Raw genomic sequence first — 20,385 nt, forward strand, 5'->3', positions numbered from 1 at the left:
CGTGGACCGTCCGATTGAGCGGACCACGTTGTACGATCCATTTCATGCGAGGAGAAGAAAACATGTCAGGCGATACGCAAAAGATGCGGCTTGGTTTGTCGATGCGATATCAAGGCTATCATATGGCCGCATGGCGGCATCCGGAGGTACCCGCCGATGGTGCCATTGATTTTCGCTATTTTCTAAGCACTGCGAAGAAAGCGGAGGATGCCAAGCTCGACATGATCTTCTTCGCCGATGGTATCGGCGTTCGAGCCAATGACGAGCCGAAGGGATCGTTGGCAAGGGATTCGAAAAATGCGGAGCTCGAACCGTTGACCCTATTGGCGGCAATTGGCGCGCACACGTCGCATATCGGACTGGTTGCAACGGCATCCACCACGTATAACGAACCTTTCCATATCGCTCGGAAATATGCATCGATCGATCATATCAGCGGGGGGCGCGCGGGTTGGAATGTCGTGACCTCGTGGTCGGAACAGGAAGCGTGGAATTTCAGTCGGGACGCCCATTTGGGATACGAGGAGCGATACGACCGTGCCGACGAATTTGTCGCTGTCGTCAAGAAGCTTTGGGACAGCTGGGAGGACGATGCCTTCGTGCGCAACAAGGAAAGCGGCGTTTTCTACGATGAGCGGAAGTTGCACGTCCCTCATCACAAGGGTACGCACTTCCAAGTGCGCGGCCCACTGAATTCCGCGCGCACGCCGCAGGGTCGTCCGATCATCGTACAGGCGGGCGCCGCGGAGGCCGGTCGCGAGTTGGCGGCGCGAAACGCCGACGTGGTCTATAGCAATGCGCTCGATTTCGACGGTGCGAAAGCGTATTACGACGATCTGAAGGGTCGCCTCTCGAAATACGGACGTTCACCCGAACAGATGCTGATCATGCCAGGGCTGATGCTTTACGTCGGCGAGACGCGGCAGGAGGCGCAGGATAAATTCGATCAGCTGCAGGATCTGATCGACCCGCTGAGCGGTCTGTCGCTCTTGTACAAAACGCTGGGTGACCTGTCTGCCTATGATCTCGATGGGCCCGTGCCGGATCTGGGCGGGCAGAAAGTGCGCAGTATCGCCGAGAATTTGATCGCATTGGCACGTCGCGACAATCTGACGATTCGCCAGATATTCAAACGCGTCGCTTCCGGCAACAACTTCCACTTGATCGGCACCGCGTCGGACATTGTCGACGTCATGGAAGATTGGTTCAAACGCGGCGCCGCCGACGGTTTCAATATTTGTCCGCCAACATTGCCGCACGGTATCGACGATCTGATTCGATTCGTTCTTCCAGAGTTGCGCCGACGGGGCTTGTTTCGCAGCGAGTATGAGGCTCGCACGCTGCGCGGCAATCTCGGGCTTCGAACGCTCGAATACGGGATGTGAATGGCGTGATGTCCCTCATCCTATTTTGGCACACCGTAGCACGGCGTCTAGGAAATGCTCATGAAGACCAAGGCTGACAGCGCGCCCGCGACCACAACGTCGTTTCGTGACGCGATGGCGCGTTTCACCACCAGCATTACGGCAATAACGACGATGGACGGGGCTTTGCCAGCGGGGGTCCTCGCGACTTCCGTGTGCAGCCTTTCCGCGGCACCGCCGACCATTTTGGCATGCATCAACAAGGACGCGAGCGTGCATGACTTGATTGTTCGGAGTGGCGTTTTCGCGGTGAATCTGCTGTCCGATAAGCAACCCCATATCGCTGAGCGTTTTACATCCGAAAAGGGGGCGGCGCGCTTCGATCCGTCAGCTTGGCGTGCAGGGTCACACGGCGTGCCGATATTGGTGGGGAGCGTGGCGTCTCTGGCGTGTCGCCTTATCGCGTCGCACGATGGTTATTCGCACAGCATTCTCATTGGGGAAATCGTCGACACGACGTTGCACGATGCATTGGACAGCAGTCCGCTGCTGTGGCATCGACGTGGCTTTGCCTCGGCGCTCGCACCCCAGCCCTGACGCGCTATTTTGCCTACCATCTGATCGGGAATAATATGTCATTCTTCTATTGTCTCAAAAGAACGCCGAACGCCTGGCGCGGGGTTGTCGCCGCGCTCGGATTGCTCGCGATGTGCGTGGGTCAACCTAGCCAGGCGGCGACCGTTTCCGAAACACCGGCCGGCGCGGTCGCGGTCCCTGCGTTGCCGCCCGTTCCGGAACGTTATCGGCGCGCAGGTACGTTGACGGTGGCGGTGAATCCGGAAATCGCACCGATCAAATTTGTCGACGATGACGGTAATATCGCGGGCTTCACGCCGGATCTCCTTACCGCTGCCGCCAAGCTCCTCGGTTTGAAGCTTCAATTCGTTCAGACCTCGTTCGACTCCCTGGTTCCGGGCCTCAGCGCGAAACGCTTCGACGTATTGCTGTCGCTGGGTGATTTCCCGTCACGTCACGGGCAGGTTACTTTCATCGACTATCTGAAGGTCGGGCAGACAATCGTGACGGTCCCCGGCAATCGCCTCGTCGTTCATGCCCTGAGCGAACTGTGCGGCGTGTCGGCGGGGTTGCCGAGAGGAACGGCACAACTCGAACAGGCTTACGAGATCAGCAAGGCGTGCGTGGCGGCAGGCAAACAGCCGATGACGATCGCGACCTATCCCGATACGAATATGACCTTACTCGCGCTGACGACCGGCGCGAACCAGATCGCGTGGATCGATTCGCCTGCGGCGAATTACAACCTATCCCGTTTCCCGGACAAGTACCGACAGGCTTTCTTTTACTACAATTCCGCCTACGGTATCGGCTTTGGAACGGATGACGAGGGTCGGCAACTTGCCGACGCGTTTCGTCAGGCGCTGCTTCGTGTCGAAGCAGCGGGAGGCTATGCCGCGCTGATGCAGAAGTGGGATGTGCCGCCCGCCGACGGCTTTTCGCGTTTCCCGATCAACGATCCATCCTATTAAAGCGACATGCCGAGACCGGCGCGTACGGCAACCCATCTCGAAAAGTCGGCGACGACGACATCATTCATCGTATGGCCTACCGGATAGCGATGTGTCTCATGGCGCACGCCCAACTCTGAGAGCAGGGCATCGGACTGCGTTGCATAGGCGACGGCCCTTGGGCTGCGCGAATCAGAAAGGAGAGGCCGGACTCGGTGCCGCTTGCCGTATGTCAATCCTGAAAATCCGCGCGCAATAGCTGATCCGCGACCCATTGACCGGCAGGGCCTGGGGGGTGGGCATGTCGATAGATCAGAAACTGTGGTAAGCCGCGCGACTGAAGGTCCTTGTCGTGCAAGTCCAATTCAACAAGGCTCGCCGCGGCGAGATCGTTCTCGACGACGTGGCGGGGCATATAGCCCCAGCCCAGCCCTGCCCGCAGCAAAGCCTGCTTCGACCCGAGATCGCCAGTCATGATGCGGTCGTTACTGAATACCGAAAAGGTCCGGTTCGACGTCCTGCCGCTATTATCGCTGAGGACGATCTGCGTGTGGCGTCGCAAGGTCTCGGCCGTGAGTTCCGTCTCGCCCGCCAGTTCGTAGGTGGGTGCCGATACGGGCACGAGGGGGATCGAGGGAAGCCGATGGCTTAGCAATGCATCGTCGATCTCCGGCAGCGAACCCTGGACGCCCAGATCGCATTCGCCCGACAGCACTTTGTCGGGCACGCCGCCCAGCACTTCCGTACGCAAGCGGACGACGACACTGGGAAAGGCCTGCCGTAGCCGTCTGACGATATCGACGAGTCGTGCCACCGGATACATCACGTCGAAGACCATCGATAGCTCGGCCTCCACGCCACGGGTCAGGCTATAGGCCCGTGCCTTGAACTGCTCCGTGCGAAGCAGGACGGCGCGCGCATCCGTCAACAAGGCCTCCCCATGCGGCGTCAGGACCGGCTTCCAACCGCTTCGGTCATACAACGCGACACCTAGCGCGCTTTCGAGATTGAGCACCGCATTGCTGATCGCCGACTGTGCGCGTTTGAGTTCCCGCGCCGCAGCGGAAAAGCTGCCGTTATCGGCGATCGCGACGAAAACACGAAGCTGATCCAGGCTGAGCGCGTCGAGCATGATCGATAAAGGTGATGGACTTTATCTTAATTTTATCACTTCTATGAAAGGAAAAACTTCCCTATTATGCGTTCCATCGACGGACGGACAGGCCTTATCAGTTCGGCTCATTTTCAACGCATTTATCCAAGAAAATCATGCGCTACGCTCTCTTCGACAAACAGAAAGACGAACTAATTCTGCTCGCACGGGTCCTATTGATGATTCTATTCGTGCTCTTCGGCTTCCACAAATTGACCGGATTCTCGGGCACGGTCGGCTATATGGCGTCGTTGGGCAATCCGGCGCCGACGCTCGCGGCGATCATTGCCGTCGTATTCGAATTCTTCTTCGGCATCGCGATCATCGTCGGCTTTTACACGCGGCCGATCGCTTTCTTGTTGGCGTTGTATACCTTGGCCACGGCGATGATCGGACACCAGTTCTGGAAACAGACTGGCATGGCAGCGATGGGCAACGAGATCAACTTTTTCAAGAATGTCGCCATCATGGGCGGCCTGTTCCTGCTCGCCGTGACGGGTCCGGGCAAATATTCGATCGACCGGAAGTAAGGCGTTGCGGCACCGAGGCCGCCTTGCAAGTAGAAGATCGCCGGCAGCGCAGCGGCGGTCTTTTTCGCGTTTGCACGACGCGCACGTCGTGCGTCGCGCGCTCACACAGTCGCGGGACGGGCTAATGGCGTGCTTGCCAGCGTGTCGCGAAGCGTCTCCAGCGCATGCTGTATTTCTTCCCGATGCGCCACGCCGCCGATGCACACCCGCACGGCATCGGGCACTTCCTGGGTAACGGCGAACGCGTTGCTCGCCACCACGCCGATGCCGGTGGACTTCATCTGCGCGGCAAATGCCGTTGCGCGCCATTCGCCGGGTAGACGGATCCAGACATGAAACGCTTCCGGCTCCGTGTCGAAGCAGCCGGCCGGCAATATCCGCGACACGATTTTTTGGCGCGCCATCGATTCCTTTCGAATATGGCTTAATGCCAGGTCCGCGATGCCATCGCGAATCCAGCGTGTGGCCAATGCCGAGGTGATCGGCGATGCCATCACCGTCGTCGCTCGTAGCGCCACGGCGAGGCGGGCAGCGAAGGGATGGTCGGGTGCAACCAGGTAGGCGATGCGTAAGCCGGCCGCCACGCTTTTCGCCAGGCCGGTGACATAAAACGTCAACTCGGGGCCGATGCTGGCGATGGGCGGCGGCGCCGATCGCGGCAGGAAGCCATAGGCATCGTCTTCGATGATCGGCACGTCATAGTGTCGCGCGACCTCGACGATCGCCTGCCGTCGCGGAAGCGACATCGTGCAGGTCGTGGGGTTCAGTAATGTCGGATTACAGTACAGCGCTTTCGGCGCGTATTGCGCGCAGGCGCCGGCAAATGCCACGGCGTCGATCCCCTCGCGATCCATCGGCAAGCCGATCAATTTGATATGCAACTGTCCGGCCAAGGCCCTTAATCCGGGATAGGTCATGTCTTCGCAGCACAGCACGCCGCCGGGCCCCACCAATGTCGTCAGGATCGTCATCAGCGCGCTCTGTGCGCCAGGCACGACCAGTATCCGTTCCGGTTCGACGGAAAGACCCCGACGCCTCAGCCACAACGCCCCGGCTTCCCGATCATCGAGCGAGCCGCCGAAATCCTGGTAGCGCAGCAGATCGCGCAACTGCGTATTGACGTGTGACAGGCCGGCCTGCATCAGTGCGGTCAGCTCGGGCGCATCCGGTTCCGGTGGCATATTCATCGACATATCGACGTTGGGGCGCCCCTCCGTCACGCGCGGAATCTTCGGTCGACGCTTGCCGCAGACGAAGGTCCCTCGGCCGACGACGGAATCGATCAAGCCGCGCCGATGTGCCTCCGAATACGCGCGTGCAATGGTCGTGAAGTCCAGGTCCAGCGCGACCGCTAGCGCACGCTGGGTGGGAAGGCGCGTTTCCGGTTGCAGATGCCCGGTTGCAATGTCCTCCGCGATCGCATTGGCGATTGCGAGATACACCGGACGCGCACCTTTCGGCAGTTTTGGCAGCCAGCTATCGTGTCGTTTCTGCATGGCGACTCTCGGAGCGGCATGCGCGATTGCATGCGTCGTGTCGCTACATTGACCGACTTTTATTTTCCATGCAATCGGGAAAGAAAAGCACGGTGCGCCTTGCACCGAATCCAGTCAGTGCTGGCTTCTCGCACCAAACTGGCGCGCAGCTATCTGTTTTAGTGCATCACAGATGGCATCGATTGTATGGATGGATTGATCGGATTGATTCGTAAAACGAAGAAACCAAGACGCGACGCGCTTGCGGCGAAGCCCATTCCCATCGACGCCGCAGCGGTGGCTGCACACATTGATTGGCATTTTCTCCGATCAATTGGGACGCGTCCGCTCATCGATTGGCAGGACCGATGCATACAATGGCTTCGTCGCTGTCAGTGCACGCCTTCCGCACCAATCGCGTGAGAAGCGACGCCCCCATCCATCGAGAGGAGTCACATCATGCCTGTAGTCAGTCAGCCTGCCCATAACGCTGGAGATTTCCTGGTCGACTATGAAGAGAAGGTCTTTGAAGATGTGAAGGCCGAACCGGGCGAGAAAGCTTTGGTGACGTTCCACACCGTCGCGTTCGAGGGATCGATCGGTTTCGTCAATCTGTTGCAGGCGACGCGTTTGAAACGGAAGGGCTTCGATACTTCCATTCTTCTCTATGGCCCGGGCGTGACGTTGGGCGTGCAGCGCGGCTTCCCACGCCTGGGAGACGAGGCCTTTCCGGGGCATCAGAATTTCAATAAGCAGATATCGAAATTCATCGAGGAGGGCGGTAATGTCTACGCCTGTCGTTTCGCGCTGCAAGCGTTATATGGCCATGGGGAGCCGTCCTTGATTCCGGGCATTCGACCGATCAATCCGCTCGATGTGCTGGACTTGGTTCTGCTGCACCGTCGCGACAATGCTTTCATTCTCGATACGTGGACGCTTTGATCGACGGCCGCGAAACGATGAAATCCGACGAAAAGCGGGTACGGGCCGCGGCGGTGCAGATCGCGCCTGACCTCGAGAGCGCCGATGGCACCGTTGAGAAAGTGTGCGCGGCGATTGCCGAAGCGGCCGCCGAAGGAGCGAACTTGGTCGTCTTTCCCGAGACGTTCGTTCCGTACTATCCGTACTTTTCCTTCGTGAAGCCGCCCTTCGCATCGGGTCCTGAACATCTGCTGCTTTATGAACGATCGGTGGTGGTGCCCGGCCCTGTCACGGAGGTGATCGGGGCGACGGCAAGGCGGCATGGTGTCGTTGTCGTCCTCGGCGTCAATGAGCGCGATCACGGCTCCTTGTACAACACGCAGTTGATATTCGATGCGAACGGCGAACTGGTTTTGAAGCGGCGCAAGATCACACCGACGTATCACGAAAGAATGATCTGGGGGCAGGGCGATGGCAGTGGCTTGAAGGTCGTGCCCACGGCGGTCGGACGGGTGGGGGCGTTGGCGTGTTGGGAACACTACAACCCGCTTGCGCGCTACAGCCTGATGGCGCAGCACGAGGAGATCCATTGCGCGCAGTTTCCCGGCTCGATGGTTGGGCAGATCTTCGCCGACCAGATGGAGGTGACGATTCGGCATCATGCGCTGGAATCCGGGTGTTTCGTCGTCAACGCGACGGGCTGGCTGACCGATGCGCAGATCGCGCGCATCGAGCCTGATGCAGGGCGGCAGAAAGCGCTGCGCGGTGGCTGCTTCACCGCCATCGTCTCGCCGGAAGGACAGTTGTTGACGGAGCCGTTACGCGCCGGTGAAGGCATGGTGATCGCCGATCTCGACATGTCCTTGGTGTTGAAGCGCAAACGCATGATGGACTCGGTAGGCCATTACGCGCGTCCGGAACTATTGCATCTCGTGATCGACGATCGACCAGCCGTGCCGATGACGTCGATGTTTCCCGGCGATTCGATGTCGAAATCGCCGTCCACTCCGTCGTCGATGGCGCACCTGACGCCGAAGACGTTCAACCAAGCGAAGGTTGCGTATGCAGATAGCCATCAAACCGGTAGCGACGTCGGCGACGACGCCGGGAAGCGAACTGATCACGGAATTGCAATCGGTCGGTCTGCGTCTTGAAAATCCCGGTGCCGGCGCGCCGAGTCGTCGCGGCGGCGCCGGACCGTCGGATCACAAGGCCGTCACCGTGGACGGACATACGGTGATGATCCCGGTGCACACGGCCGGCGCGTGGCGCTCGCCGTACGTAGCGGAGCAACCGGGTCGAGACGGCCGAAGCCGGATCATGCGCAACGGCGTGGAAGTGGGCGTCGTCGCATTTCCGCGTGAGCCGCGCTTTTATAAGATGCAGACGCTCGACGGGATCCCTTATTCCAAGATAGCGGCGCTGCACGGTGCCGATGTACTGGCCACGACGATACTCCAGAGCTGTATCCGGTACGAGAGTCGGCGAAAGTCCTGCCAATTCTGTGCGATCGGACAGTCGTTGGCCGCCGGGCGCACGATTCTGCGCAAGACGCCCGAACAACTGGGCGAGGTCGCACGCGCGGCGGTCCTGCTGGACGGGGTCAAACACATGGTGATGACCACCGGTACCCCGAACGCCACCGATCGCGGTGCGCAGTTGCTATGCGAAAGTGCGTTCGGCGTGAAGTCCGCGGTGGATCTGCCGATTCAAGGTCAGTGCGAGCCGCCGGACGACGATGCATGGTTTCGCCGGATGCACGACGCCGGAATCGACACGCTCGGCATGCATCTGGAAGCGGTCACGCCTGCGGTGCGTGCGCGGATCATGCCAGGAAAAGCCAGCGTGCCGCTGTCGCGCTATATGGATGCGTTCGAAGCCGCGGTGGCGGTGTTCGGCAAGGGGCAGGTCAGTACCTACATTCTGGCCGGTCTCGGCGATAGCCCGGATGCCATCATCCGCATGAGCGAGACCCTGATCGCGCTGGGCGTCTATCCCTTCGTCGTGCCATTCGTGCCTATTTCTGGCACGCCTCTGGAGGACCATCCCGCGCCGGACGCCGGCTTCATGCGTAATCTGCTACAACCGATCGCCGATAGTCTGGCTGCGGCGGGCATGGCCTCGGGCGACATCAAGGCCGGTTGCGGCAAGTGTGGCGCCTGTTCGTCGTTGTCGAGCCTGGAGCGGCGATAACGATGAACGCGATAGTCGAAACCGCTGTTTCGATGGCGCGCGGGACGGCACTGCCGGCGCCAACGAGTCCTGACACTTGCGCGATTCGCGTCAAGCTTGCCGTGTCGCCGTGGGAGCAGGCCGGCGCGCGCCAATTGCGTCGGGAAGTGTTTTGCACCGAACAGGCTTTGTTCGAGCGCGACGATCTGGATGCGATCGACGCGCATGCCGTGCTGATCGTGGCATTGCGCGAAACCGAAGCCGGACCGGAAGTGATCGGGACCGTGCGAATCCATATGTCCGAGCCCGGCGTCTGGCATGGCTCGCGCCTGGCGGTAGCGCGACACGCGCGCCGCATCGGCAATATCGGTAGCTGTTTGATCAAGCTGGCGGTCAGTACCGCGCATGCCCGCGGTTGCCACACCTTTCTTGCCGAGGTACAACCGCAAAACGTGACCTTGTTTCGGCGGCTGCATTGGCAGAGCTTGTGCGACGTCGAGGCCTATGGGGTCGTACACCGTTTGATGCAGGCCGATCTCAGCTATTACCCACCCAATGCCGTTGGTGAACTCGATCTCGCGCCGCCGAGGAGCACGTCATGAACGCGACGCCGGATGCCGATGAGAGTGGCCAACGCACTGACGCCGCGCTAGCGCTGCATACGCTGGCCGAGGCGCTGCGTGCGTCTCGCGGCCTCGCGCACAAGCGCGACATCGAGGCGGTGATGCGCGCGCTGCGAACGGTGACACCGGAAGGCACGATGCCGTCCGACGCGATCTTGTTGGGCGACGATTGTGCAGCCATTCCGGATGGCGACGGCTATCTGCTGTTTGCGATCGAGGGCTTTATCAACGCGTTCGTCGAGCAGCAGCCCTGGTTTGCCGGCTATTGCGGCATCATGGTCAACGTTAGCGATATCTATGCGATGGGCGGCCGGCCGATCGCCGTCGTCGACGCGTTATGGAGCCGCGAAGGCGATGCGGCGCAGCCGATTCTCGACGGGCTGAGGGCGGCATCCGAGGTGTACGGCGTGCCGATTGTCGGCGGCCATAGCAATCGCCGCACGGATCGGGCGCAATTAGCCGTATCGATCATCGGGCGCGCCAAGCATCTGCTGAGCAGCTTCGATGCACGTCCCGGCGATCATCTGGTCATGGCGATCGACTTGCGTGGGCGTTTCGAGGATCCCTATCCCAATTGGAATGCCAGTGTCGGCGCGCCGTCGGCGCGACTACGCGCCGACCTGGAATTGTTGCCGGAGATCGCCGCCGATGGCCTTGCGCTGGCCGCGAAAGATATCAGCATGGCCGGCGTCATTGGTACGGCCTTGATGCTACTCGAGTGCTCGGGAGTCGGGGCGACGATCGATATCGACGCGATACCGCGTCCAGCAGATGTGCCGCTCCTGAAATGGTTGAGCGCCTTTCCCAGCTATGGATTTCTGCTCAGCGTTCGGGACGCCCATTTGCAGGAAGTAATCGATCGTTTCGCGCGACGCGAGATTGCGTGTGCCGCCATTGGCCGCATCGACGATTCGCGTAAGGTGACGTTGACGATGTCCGGCGCGTCAACGCCGTTCTGGAATTTTGAGACGGATGACCTGATCGGATGCGGTCCAGGAAGGGGGCGCCGAGATGGTTAAGCACGCCGCTTCTCTAGCGCTGCCGACGACGGCACGCTGCACGGCAGCGCTCCGGATTGCCATGCTGACCCATTCCGTGAATCCGCGCGGCGGCGTTGTTCACGCGTTGAGCCTGAGCGAGCATTTGCACGCTCTGGGTCATGACGTCACTTTGTTTGCGCCGGATCCGCGGGCACAGGGTCTTTTCCGGAAAAGCGGCTGCCATTTTCAGGCGCTGGATACACCGATGGAAGCAAGCGGGATCGTCGAGCGGGTCCGGCAAGGGATCGATGCGTATGTGCAGTATTTCCGCACGTCCGACATCGGGCAGTTCGATATCTATCACGCGCAGGACTCGATCAGCGCGAATGCCCTCGCCGATCTGGTGGAGCGCGGCACGATACCGTCGTATATCCGCACCATACATCACTTGGATCACTTCGAGGATCCGCAGCTCGCGGCATGGCAGGAACGGGGCTATCGGCAAGCGGCGCAACGCTTGTGCGTTAGCCGGACTTGGCAGGATCTGCTTGCGCGGGAGCATGGCGTGACGGCGGAATGCGTCGGCAATGGCGTCGATACACGTCGCTATTCCGCTGTTCCCGCCGCGCGCGACGAGGTGGTGCGTCGGCGATATGGATTGACCGGGTCACCGGTGTTCCTGACCGTAGGCGGCTTGGAATCGCGCAAGAACACGCTGACTTTGATCGATGCCTTTTCGAAGGTCCGTTCCGTCCTGCCCGATGCGCAACTGGTCATCGCTGGCGGCGCTTCCGTGCTCGATCACGCTACGTATCAAAATGCATGCCGAGACTTGCTCGCGGCGCATGGCCTGCTCCCTTCGCGGGCGTCGGACTCCGCACCGCGTCGCCAGCAGTGCCGCACGACGGGAACCGATGACGCTCCGCCGCCAGTGCTGATCACCGGCACCGTGGCCGATGCCGACATGCCATCCCTCTATCGATGCGCCGATGCCTTCGTGTTTCCGTCGCTGAAGGAAGGTTTCGGTCTGGTCGTGCTCGAAGCCATGGCCAGCGGGCTGCCCGTGGTCGTCTCGCAAATCCCGCCCTTTACCGAGTATCTGGATCGGGAAACATGCGCCTGGGTCGACCCGCTCGATAGCACCGGCATCGCGCGCGTCCTGTGCGATGTCATCGCTTCACCGCAACGCGATGCGCGGATCGTCGCCGGCATGCGCCGTTCCGCCGATTTTTCCTGGCAGGCCTCGGCCGAACGTCACGACAGCCTCTACCGTCGTTATCTCGAAACCAACCGAACACAGGAGATGCTCGATGCCTGAGATGCGCTTTGTCGTGCGCTGGCCAGACGACACCGTGACGCGCTGCTATTCGCCGTCGCTGGTTGTCAGGGACTACCTCGAAGCGGGGCGATCGTACCCGTTGGCAATCTTCATGTCGCTCAGCGCCACCGCCTTGAACATCGGCAGTGAGCGAGTGCGTGAGAAATACGGCTTTGCCTGTTCCGCTGCAATGGATCAGTTGCAGATCCTTCAGGACACCGCGATGCGCTTCGCGGACGCGGACGATCCGCAGGTCCTGGTTGAAGCGTTCGAACCCTGAGGACGCAGGTCCTCGTTTCATGTCGAGAGAAGCATCATGCAAAATACAGCGCAGAATTCAACACGTCACTATGACGTCCTGATCGTCGGTGGCGGCCAGGCCGGCTTGTCGATCAGCTATTACTTGAAACAGGATGGCATATCGCACGTCGTTCTGGAAAAGAACCGGCTTGGGCATGCATGGCGCGAAGAACGGTGGGACACGTTCTGTCTCGTAACGCCGAACTGGCAGTGCACCTTGCCCGGCTATCCTTATCAGGGCGACGATCCCTACGGCTTTATGAAGAAAGACGAGATCGTCGCCTACCTCGACGGCTTCGTCGCGTACTTCGCGCCGCCGGTGCGAGAAGGCGTGACCGTGCTGGGCGTGCGGCGCCACGGCGCGTCCTATCGCATCGCGACGAGTGAAGGGGACTACACGGCCGACCAGGTCGTGATAGCGGTCGGCGGCTATCACACGCCGATCGTGCCGGCGGCTGCCGCGACGCTGCCTGTCGATATCGCGCAAATTCATTCGAGCGCCTATCGTAATCCGGCCTCCTTGCCGGATGGCGAAGTGCTGGTGGTCGGGACGGGGCAGTCGGGCTGCCAGATCGCCGAGGATTTGCATCTCGCGGGCCGTCGCGTGCATCTGTGCGTCGGCGATGCGCCCCGTGTGGCGCGGACCTATCGCGGCAAGGACGTCGTCGAATGGCTCGATCTGATGCAGTACTACGATCTCCCGGTCGACCGTCATCCCCTGGGCAATGGCGTGCGGGAGAAAACGAATCACTATGTGACCGGCCGCGACGGCGGTCGTGACATCGATCTGCGCAAATTCGCCTTGGAGGGCATGCGACTCTACGGGCGTTTCGAGGGGCTCGACGGCGCGACGGCGCGGTTCGGCGGCGGCCTGGCGGGTTATCTCGATAATGCCGACGCTGTCTCGGAAAGCATCAAGGATGGTATCGATCGGCATATCGAGGCACACGGTATCGTAGCGCCCATCGAAGCGCGTTACGTGCCGCTATGGCATCCCCCGGCGGACTTGCCGCAGACGCTGGATCTGTCGGCGTCGAACGTATCTGCCGTGGTGTGGTGCATCGGCTTTCGTACGGACTTCAGCTGGATCGCCGAACCGATCTTCGACGGCCGCGGGTATCCCGGACACGACCGGGGCGTGACGGCCGCGCCCGGTTTGTATTTCCTCGGTCTTCCGTGGCAGTACACCTGGGGCTCGGGTCGCTTTTCCGGCATTGCGCGCGATGCGGCGCATCTTTTGTCGGCGATTCGCGAGCGACGATCGGACAGTGCGTTAGCCGACGTATCGCATGCTGCGTGAACCTGCCCCGTGAATAGAGAGAAAACGGAAAATGCGCCAGCCCGATTCTGTTTCCTTGCCGTCCGTGCCGGACTCGTATGCGACTTATGATGCGCTGCTGGCCGATGCGCTTGCAGACCCACGGCAGTTTTGGGGCGCGCAAGCCGCGTTGATCGATTGGCAAACACCCTACCGGCAGGTCCTCGACGACAGTGACGCGCCTGCCGCGCGGTGGTATGAAGGCGGACGGACGAACCTATGCCATAACGCGGTGGATCGACACCTGCGTGATCGATCGCAACAGACCGCGTTGATCGCCGTGTCGGGTGAAACCGGGCAGGAGCAGGTGCTGACTTATCGGGCCTTATACGACGAGGTCAATGCGATGGCGGCCGCGATGCGCGGGCTGGGTGTCGGAGAAGGGGATCGCGTATTGATCTACCTGCCGATGATCGCGGAAGCGGCCATCGCGATGCTCGCCTGTGCACGTATCGGCGCGATTCATGTCGTCGTATTCGGCGGCTTCGCGGCAGCCAGTCTGGCGGCGCGCATAGACGACGCGGCGCCCGCCTTGCTGATCTGCGCCGACGCTGGTTTTCAATCGGGGCGCGCGGTGCCGTACAAGGCATGGGTAGACGACGCGCTCGCGCAAGCGGCGTATCGCTGTCCCGTGGTCGTGGTCGATCGCGGGATCCTGCCGTATCGAACCGAGACCGGACGCGATTTCGCGTATGGCGCGCTGCGTCGCGAATACGCCGATGCCATCCTTCCCTGCGTCTGGCGGGAATCGAGCGCACCTTCCTATGTGCTCTACACCTCGGGTACGACCGGCGCACCAAAGGGGGTGCAGCGCGATACCGGTGGTTATGCGGTCGCGCTGATGACGTCGATGACGCTTTTGTTTCAGGCGAAAGCCGGCGAGACGTTTTTTGCGACATCGGATCTCGGCTGGGTCGTCGGACACAGCTACGGGGTGTATGGCCCCTTGTTGATGGGCATGTGCAGCGTGCTGTACGAGGGGCAAGCAACCCAACCGGATCCGGGCGTCTGGTGGCGTCTGGTCGCGCACTATCGTGTCGGCCTGATGTTGTCGTCCGCGACGGCGATGCGCTTGCTGAAGCGCCATGGGGCAAGCCATTTTCAACGGCAGGCGCTGCCGACATTGCGCACCCTGTTTCTTGCAGGGGAGCCGCTCGACGAGCCGACGTCGGCGTGGGTCGAAGCGGCGTTGGCTTGCCCGGTCGTCGACCATTACTGGCAGACCGAAAGTGGCACGCCGATGATCGCGACGCCGATTTTCGAGACAGACGCCGATCGAACCCGACGGCGGAAGTGCGGCTCGCCGGGCCGGGCGGCTCCGGGCTATCGGCTGCGCGTGATCGACGAGACGACGGGCATGCCTTGCGCACCGGGGGAGCAGGGGCTGCTGATCGCCGAGGGGCACTTGCCGCCAGGCTGTTTCACAACGCTCTGGCGGCGCGACGATGATTATCGTCGTCTGTATTGGCGCAAGCATGCGAGTTGGGCGTATCAGACGTTCGATTGGGCTGTCGTCGATGCCGATGGCGACCTGCGACTCCTCGGGCGTTCGGACGACGTGATCAACGTCAGTGGCAAGCGCCTGGGAACGCGTGAAATAGAAGCGGTATTGCTGGCGGACAATGCGGTGGCAGAGGTCGCCGTGGTCGGTATCGCGCATGCACTGCGGGGGCAGGCGCCGGTCGCCTTCGTCGTCTTGCAGTTGGGGGCGCTGGAGGCTGCAGGCTCGACCGACGGCGGTCGTGCCGCGGACAATGCCGTTACGGAGGCCGCCGCCGTTATCGCACGGCTGCGTGCATCGGCCGTGCGCTGCATCGGTTCGCACGCCAGGCCATGGCGCATCGTATGCGTGCCCGCACTGCCGCGAACACGCTCCGGAAAGTTGTTGCGCCGTGTCTTAAAAAGCGTGATGGAAGGGCGTACGGCGGAAGAGATGAACGTGCCGGAGTTGCAGGCCGTGATCGGCGACCTGGCCCGGGCATTCGCGGAACAACGCGGCGCATTGCTTACGTCGTCCGCTTGAGCGATACCGAGACGGTGCGCCCGAATCCCTTACAACGGGGTGGCGACCGGCCAGGGCAGCGACGGAGAGGTCCAATCGAGTTTGGTCACCAGCACCACCAATTGATCCCGGTGCGGGATGGCACAGGCCAGCGCCACGCAGGCGCGTCCGCTCGTCAACGAATGATAGGGTTGGCTGAACACGGCTTGCCCGATCGAGGCTAATGCGGCGACGAAAAACGGTTTGTTATCCCAACGCGTGTCCAAGTTACTCGCCATGGGGGGAAAGCGCGGAATGGGGGGCGGACGGCCACTCGGATAGCTCGGGTCCGCCAAGGGGCGGCCGGATGCGTCCAGCAGATAACAGCCATAGCATAGCGGCAACGTGAGTATCGGGCTTTTGCGAAAGCTGTCGAACGGCAGGCTTTCTTCCTGTAGCAACTGCACCGACTGTCGCATGGCCGCCAGATACGGTTGCAGGCGCGCTTCGTAGGTCTGCCGCTGCGCGGCGCGCATATCACCGGCTTGCTGGAACGCTTGCTCAACGCGTTCGCTGCTTCCCGACACGGTCAGATTGGCGGCGAGATCGGGCCGGCCGAGCAAATAGCCCTGCACGATATCGACATTCGATTCCACCGCCAGAAGCAGATCCTCGGCGGTCTCGACGCCTTCGACGACGACTAGCATCCCGACGTTGTGCAGCAGGGAAACGAGATAAGGCAGCATCGGTTGCGTGGTGGCGCGGCAGCGTGCCCGGATCAGTTCGCCATCCAGTTTCACGATGTCCGGCTGAATCCGGAGCAGACGGTCCAAGTTGGAATGTCCCGCGCCGAAGTCGTCGATCGCGATCAGGAAACCTTTATGACGATATCGTGCGGCGGCTTCCGACAATGCGGTGATATCGCCGCCTTGTGATTCGAGGACTTCGATGACGACGTTCGACGTGACAAGACCGGCGTTCTCGACGAGGTCGGCGAGAAACGCCGGGTGGTCGGGCCGCAGGAAGGTCGCGGGCAGCACATTCAGGAAGAGCCATGCGCCTTGCGGCAAAGCACGGCGCGCCGTGGTCAGGTGCAAGCGCTGCGTCAGTCGATCGAGATCGGATAGATCTGCCTTGGGATCCGCGCTGAAAATATGGGGCGGAGACACCGCCGTGCCATCCGCGCGATGGCCGCGCAATAGTACTTCGAACCCGACCGCCTTTTGGTGCGAGAGGCTGAACAAAGGCTGGAAGTGCGATTTGAGATCGATGCCGGCCCACGAAGCCGGCGTTTGCAACAGACTCGCGTCCACGGCGGCGGGATGTTGCGCACGAACCAACGCTTCGACGCGCCGCTTGAGCTGGAAGTGCCGGAAACGGAAGCGATAAAAGCCCGTCTCGAAAATCACGCAGGCGGCGACGCTGACCAGTCCCCAGAAAACGCACAGGATTTCCGCGTCATGACGTAGGTCGAGCGTGTTGACCATCACCGAGCCGAGCGCGAAAAAGCTGGCTGTGCCGATGACGAAGTGAACGGGTGTCAGCCACAGCGGCGACGCGAACACCGGAATCATCACGATGCTGGGGAGGATCCAGCATAGCGGGTCGCTTGCATGCGCCGCGTTCAGCCACATGCCGCATTCGAGCACCAGCACGAAGGCGAGGCCGATCAGTCCAAAAAAGGCCGGTGTGCGTGCACGTGCGATCAAGAAGCTCAGCGCCGCCAATGCAGCGGTACAGAGCAGGCGATAACTGATCGGACTGGCGTCGGCATAGCTGAGCTGCCGCACGATCGATGCGACGATGAAGGCCAATACCGAGTACGACATCATCGTCGTACAAAAGCGCCGCTGTTGCGCGAGGGAGTCAGCGACGAAGCGCTGCTTGACCTCGGGACGAACGATGCCGTTCGAAAAAGCTCTCAACATGATGTGCCATGCGGTACCAGGTCGTCGACTCGCGTCGGTGATGACGGCAAATCGGCCCTGAATATGAATAAAGTGTGTCACGCGGAGAAAAGCAACAACGCTTTGTGCTTCTTCCGATGACGTTTGCCGGATCGACCGCCATGATACCGTATGCAAGACCATCTCAAATTGGCATCTTCGTAAGCACTCCGTGCAGAGCCCATCGGCGTCACGCGTGAGACGCGCAAGATCGTCGACGGTGTCGGATGGGGTAGCGGTTATGCGTGCGCGGACGTATCGATGATCGATAATATGCGGTACAGGTCTCCAGCGTCCAATTGACCGGGCGCGGAAGACGCGCCGATGCTGCCATAGCTGAGTGCAGAGCCGGTCAGCGCACCGGAAAGACGCGATACGACGCCGTCCGGTCCCATCGCCATGCTGAGCAGAGGTTGGCGTGCATGGCGGCTGTACATCTCCCACGTCGCTTGCATCAGGCGCAGCGTATCGCCGGGGCCGTGGGGCATCGCGGCGATTTTCAAGATATCGGCGCCCATGTCCTGTTGCTCTCGCAAGCGCGATATCAAAACGGATGTCTCTGGCGTATCTTGGAAATCGTGATGCGATATGACCACCGCCACTTCCTGCTGACGTGCCAGCGCGACCAGACGCGCGACGTGCGGCCGCTCGATCATCATTTGCAGATCGATCAGGTCCGCCGCGCGATCGCGCAGGACGGCCGTGTACAGCGCCTCGTAATCATCGGCGGATATCGCGCGCGCGCCACCCTCGTCCTTGGTGCGGAAGGTGACGAGCAGCGGCTTGTTTTTCAGTATCTCGGTCAGGGACTGGCATAGCGTGGACACACGACTAGGGGGCCAATCCCAGCGCAGATAATCGATACGAAACTCGGCAAGGTCGGCGACCGGACTGGCGGCGATGGCCTGCGCCATCGAATGCGCCTCGTCTTGGTCCGTGGCCGTGATTGGCACGACGATCTTCGGGCGACCGCTGCCGATGACCACGGATTTTACTTGCACCGTCGACGGCGAGGCGGCATGCGTCGTCGCGTTGGCGTGGGGGGCGTGTGTGGGGTTGGGTGTCGTATTCATGGCACCCGTGGTGCAAGCCGCGTACCTGTCAGGCAAGTGACAGGGCAAAGGGGCGCCGACGAATAAAGCGAGGATGCTGTCACGCTGATAAAGCGCGACGCTTTCGAATCGGCCCACGACGCGTGTCGGGGCCGATCGAACGGACGGAGTGGCCGTCAGGGCGCCTTGGATGCGCCGGTGGTCATTTGGACCGGCGATGCTTCCGCGCGGGCGTTGGCGCTCCATCCGCCTCCGAGTGCCGTGTAGAGCGTCACCAGGTTCTCCTGCTGGCTGAGTCGATCGCTGACCCATTGCGTCTGCGCGGTGTAGAGCGTGCGTTGTGCCGTCAGCAGCGTGAGGAAGCTGTCCAGCCCTGCGTGATAGCGCCCGAGCGCCGTATCGTAATACTTCTGCGCCGCGTCGACGTATTCCGCATCGGCCGCCAACTGGTCGTCATAGGTGGCGCGTCCCGCCAAGGCGTTCGATACTTCCTTGAATGCCGTCTGGATCGCTTTCTCGTAATCGGCGACGTAGATGTCCTTTTCGACTTTTGCCACATCCAGCGAAGCCTTCAATTCGCCGAAACTGAACAGCGGTGTCGAGATCGTCGGTGCGAACGCCCAGGCGCCGGTTCCCGCTTTGAACAGCTGCGACAATTGCGAGCTGGTGGTGCCGGCGCTGGCGGTCAGCGAAATCGTCGGGAAGAAAGCGGCACGCGCGGCGCCAACATAGGCATTCCCGGCCTTCAAGGCGTGCTCGGCCTCGACAATATCGGGACGGCGCGTCAACAGCTCGGACGGCAGCCCCGCAGGCACGGGGGCGAAGGGCGTGACGTCGTCCAAGGTGCGGTCGTCCGGGAAGCCATCCGGCAACGGCGCGCCGATGGCGGCGATCAGATTGTTGCGATCCTGCGCGACCGCCCGCTCATAGGCCGCCAGGCTCGATTTGGCGCTGCTCAGCGTCGTCCGTGCCTCTTGCACGTCTTCCATCGCTTCGTTGCCAAGCTGCGCTGCCTTCAGCGTCGTGTCGTAGGTCTGCTGATCCGACGCCACCGTCTTGCGCGCCACGTTCAGCAGCGTGCGGTCGGACAACCACGCCAGATAGTCGGTGGCGGTGGTCGATACGAGGCTCAGTTGGGTACTCCGACGCGCCGCGTCGGTGGACAGATAGGTCTCCAGTGCCTGCCGTTTCAAACTCCGCAAGCGTCCGAAGAAATCGATCTCCCAGGAAGACGTGCCGAGGCTGACCGAACTGCTGCCTGTCGTCGTCCCGAGCGAGTGAGAGCGGGAGCTGGAGCCGGTGGCCGTCAACGTCGGGCCGAGATCCGAACGGGCGATACGATATTCCGCCTCGTATTCGGCGACCTGCAGCGCGGCGACGCGGAGGTCCCGATTGTTGTCCAAGGTCAGCGCGATCAATTGACGCAGATAGGGATCGAGGATGAATTGCTGCCAGTCGGCGAGCACCGGCGCACTTGTTTGATCGCGATTGGTCTGCTCGGTTTCGACGGCCGACGTTGATGCCGACGCCGATGCGCCTGCCGTCGCGCTGTTGCCGCGCACGGCGGCCACGCCACCGCTCGGATCGTAGTGCGTTGCCATCGGCGCGGCGGGGCGCTGGTAGGTCGGATCCAAGCTGCAGCCGGCGAAGACGCACGCCGTCGCGACGGCGGCGAGTATCGTCATGGCGCCGCCGGCGGTTTTTTGCGACGGGCGTTTGATGCCGG

General features: G+C 61.5%; 18 protein-coding genes. 13 read left to right on the forward strand and 5 right to left on the reverse strand.

Annotation, left to right across the window (positions count from 1 at the left end; translation table 11 throughout):
• Window positions 1–62: 62 nt before the first annotated feature.
• From ABEG21_RS20120 to ABEG21_RS20130, 3 genes are read left to right on the forward strand one after another with little or no spacing between them, the layout of a single operon-like run.
• On the forward strand, window positions 63–1,385 hold the full coding sequence (locus ABEG21_RS20120) for an LLM class flavin-dependent oxidoreductase (RefSeq protein WP_347557193.1): 1,323 nt from the start codon (window positions 63–65) through the stop codon (window positions 1,383–1,385).
• Between the two features lie 60 nt (window positions 1,386–1,445).
• Complete coding sequence (locus tag ABEG21_RS20125) at window positions 1,446–1,961, forward strand: flavin reductase family protein (protein WP_347557194.1); 516 nt, start codon at window positions 1,446–1,448, stop codon at window positions 1,959–1,961.
• 35 nt (window positions 1,962–1,996) lie between these two features.
• Window positions 1,997–2,911 (forward strand): ABC transporter substrate-binding protein, encoded by a 915-nt coding sequence (locus ABEG21_RS20130; protein WP_347557195.1) that lies wholly within the window; start codon window positions 1,997–1,999, stop codon window positions 2,909–2,911.
• Window positions 2,912–3,122: 211 nt separating this feature from the next.
• Here the strand turns inward: ABEG21_RS20130 and ABEG21_RS20135 are convergent, their stop codons facing one another.
• Window positions 3,123–4,022: a LysR family transcriptional regulator gene (locus ABEG21_RS20135; protein ID WP_347557196.1), complete on the reverse strand. Its 900-nt coding sequence runs from the start codon at window positions 4,020–4,022 to the stop codon at window positions 3,123–3,125.
• Window positions 4,023–4,159: 137 nt separating this feature from the next.
• Between ABEG21_RS20135 and ABEG21_RS20140 the strand changes: the two genes are divergently transcribed.
• Window positions 4,160–4,573 carry a DoxX family protein gene (locus ABEG21_RS20140; RefSeq protein ID WP_347557197.1) on the forward strand — a complete coding sequence of 138 codons (414 nt, stop codon included), beginning with the start codon at window positions 4,160–4,162 and terminating at the stop codon, window positions 4,571–4,573.
• A gap of 101 nt (window positions 4,574–4,674) precedes the next feature.
• Here the strand turns inward: ABEG21_RS20140 and ABEG21_RS20145 are convergent, their stop codons facing one another.
• On the reverse strand, window positions 4,675–6,069 hold the full coding sequence (locus tag ABEG21_RS20145) for a PLP-dependent aminotransferase family protein (protein WP_347557198.1): 1,395 nt from the start codon (window positions 6,067–6,069) through the stop codon (window positions 4,675–4,677).
• 438 nt (window positions 6,070–6,507) lie between these two features.
• Between ABEG21_RS20145 and ABEG21_RS20150 the strand changes: the two genes are divergently transcribed.
• From ABEG21_RS20150 to ABEG21_RS20190, 9 genes are read left to right on the forward strand one after another with little or no spacing between them, the layout of a single operon-like run.
• Window positions 6,508–6,990 carry an MSMEG_0572/Sll0783 family nitrogen starvation response protein gene (locus ABEG21_RS20150; RefSeq protein ID WP_347557199.1) on the forward strand — a complete coding sequence of 161 codons (483 nt, stop codon included), beginning with the start codon at window positions 6,508–6,510 and terminating at the stop codon, window positions 6,988–6,990.
• A gap of 17 nt (window positions 6,991–7,007) precedes the next feature.
• Window positions 7,008–8,123, forward strand: coding sequence for a Nit6803 family nitrilase (locus ABEG21_RS20155; protein ID WP_347557200.1), 1,116 nt, complete (start codon window positions 7,008–7,010; stop codon window positions 8,121–8,123).
• Complete coding sequence (locus ABEG21_RS20160) at window positions 8,032–9,162, forward strand: MSMEG_0568 family radical SAM protein (RefSeq protein ID WP_347557201.1); 1,131 nt, start codon at window positions 8,032–8,034, stop codon at window positions 9,160–9,162. Before ABEG21_RS20155 ends, ABEG21_RS20160 begins: the two co-directional genes overlap by 92 nt.
• 2 nt (window positions 9,163–9,164) lie before the next feature.
• Window positions 9,165–9,743, forward strand: a complete 579-nt coding sequence (locus ABEG21_RS20165) for an MSMEG_0567/Sll0786 family nitrogen starvation N-acetyltransferase (RefSeq protein ID WP_347557202.1) — start codon at window positions 9,165–9,167, stop codon at window positions 9,741–9,743.
• Window positions 9,740–10,783 (forward strand): sll0787 family AIR synthase-like protein, encoded by a 1,044-nt coding sequence (locus ABEG21_RS20170; RefSeq protein ID WP_347557203.1) that lies wholly within the window; start codon window positions 9,740–9,742, stop codon window positions 10,781–10,783. Before ABEG21_RS20165 ends, ABEG21_RS20170 begins: the two co-directional genes overlap by 4 nt.
• Window positions 10,776–12,062 (forward strand): MSMEG_0565 family glycosyltransferase, encoded by a 1,287-nt coding sequence (locus ABEG21_RS20175; protein WP_347557204.1) that lies wholly within the window; start codon window positions 10,776–10,778, stop codon window positions 12,060–12,062. The genes ABEG21_RS20170 and ABEG21_RS20175 overlap by 8 nt, the downstream gene beginning before the upstream one ends.
• Entirely contained in the window at window positions 12,055–12,342 is a 288-nt protein-coding gene (locus ABEG21_RS20180; RefSeq protein ID WP_347557205.1) for an MSMEG_0570 family nitrogen starvation response protein, read from the forward strand. The genes ABEG21_RS20175 and ABEG21_RS20180 overlap by 8 nt, the downstream gene beginning before the upstream one ends.
• A 36-nt stretch (window positions 12,343–12,378) precedes the next feature.
• On the forward strand, window positions 12,379–13,662 hold the full coding sequence (locus tag ABEG21_RS20185; protein WP_347557206.1) for an MSMEG_0569 family flavin-dependent oxidoreductase: 1,284 nt from the start codon (window positions 12,379–12,381) through the stop codon (window positions 13,660–13,662).
• Between the two features lie 31 nt (window positions 13,663–13,693).
• The gene (locus ABEG21_RS20190) at window positions 13,694–15,703 is read left to right on the forward strand and encodes an AMP-binding protein (protein WP_347557207.1); all 2,010 of its coding nucleotides are present in this window, start codon (window positions 13,694–13,696) and stop codon (window positions 15,701–15,703) included.
• Between the two features lie 29 nt (window positions 15,704–15,732).
• Here ABEG21_RS20190 and ABEG21_RS20195 read toward each other — a convergent pair whose 3' ends face one another.
• The 3 genes from ABEG21_RS20195 to ABEG21_RS20205 all read right to left on the reverse strand — a co-directional run bounded on the left by ABEG21_RS20195 (window position 15,733) and on the right by ABEG21_RS20205 (window position 20,344).
• Window positions 15,733–17,589: an EAL domain-containing protein gene (locus ABEG21_RS20195; RefSeq protein WP_347557208.1), complete on the reverse strand. Its 1,857-nt coding sequence runs from the start codon at window positions 17,587–17,589 to the stop codon at window positions 15,733–15,735.
• Between the two features lie 257 nt (window positions 17,590–17,846).
• Window positions 17,847–18,680, reverse strand: a complete 834-nt coding sequence (gene aroD, locus ABEG21_RS20200) for a type I 3-dehydroquinate dehydratase (protein WP_347557209.1) — start codon at window positions 18,678–18,680, stop codon at window positions 17,847–17,849.
• Between the two features lie 155 nt (window positions 18,681–18,835).
• Window positions 18,836–20,344, reverse strand: coding sequence for an efflux transporter outer membrane subunit (locus ABEG21_RS20205; protein ID WP_347558096.1), 1,509 nt, complete (start codon window positions 20,342–20,344; stop codon window positions 18,836–18,838).
• Between the last annotated feature and the right edge of the window lie 41 nt (window positions 20,345–20,385).

This window comes from Robbsia sp. KACC 23696 (genome assembly GCF_039852015.1).
Lineage (GTDB): Bacteria > Pseudomonadota > Gammaproteobacteria > Burkholderiales > Burkholderiaceae > Robbsia.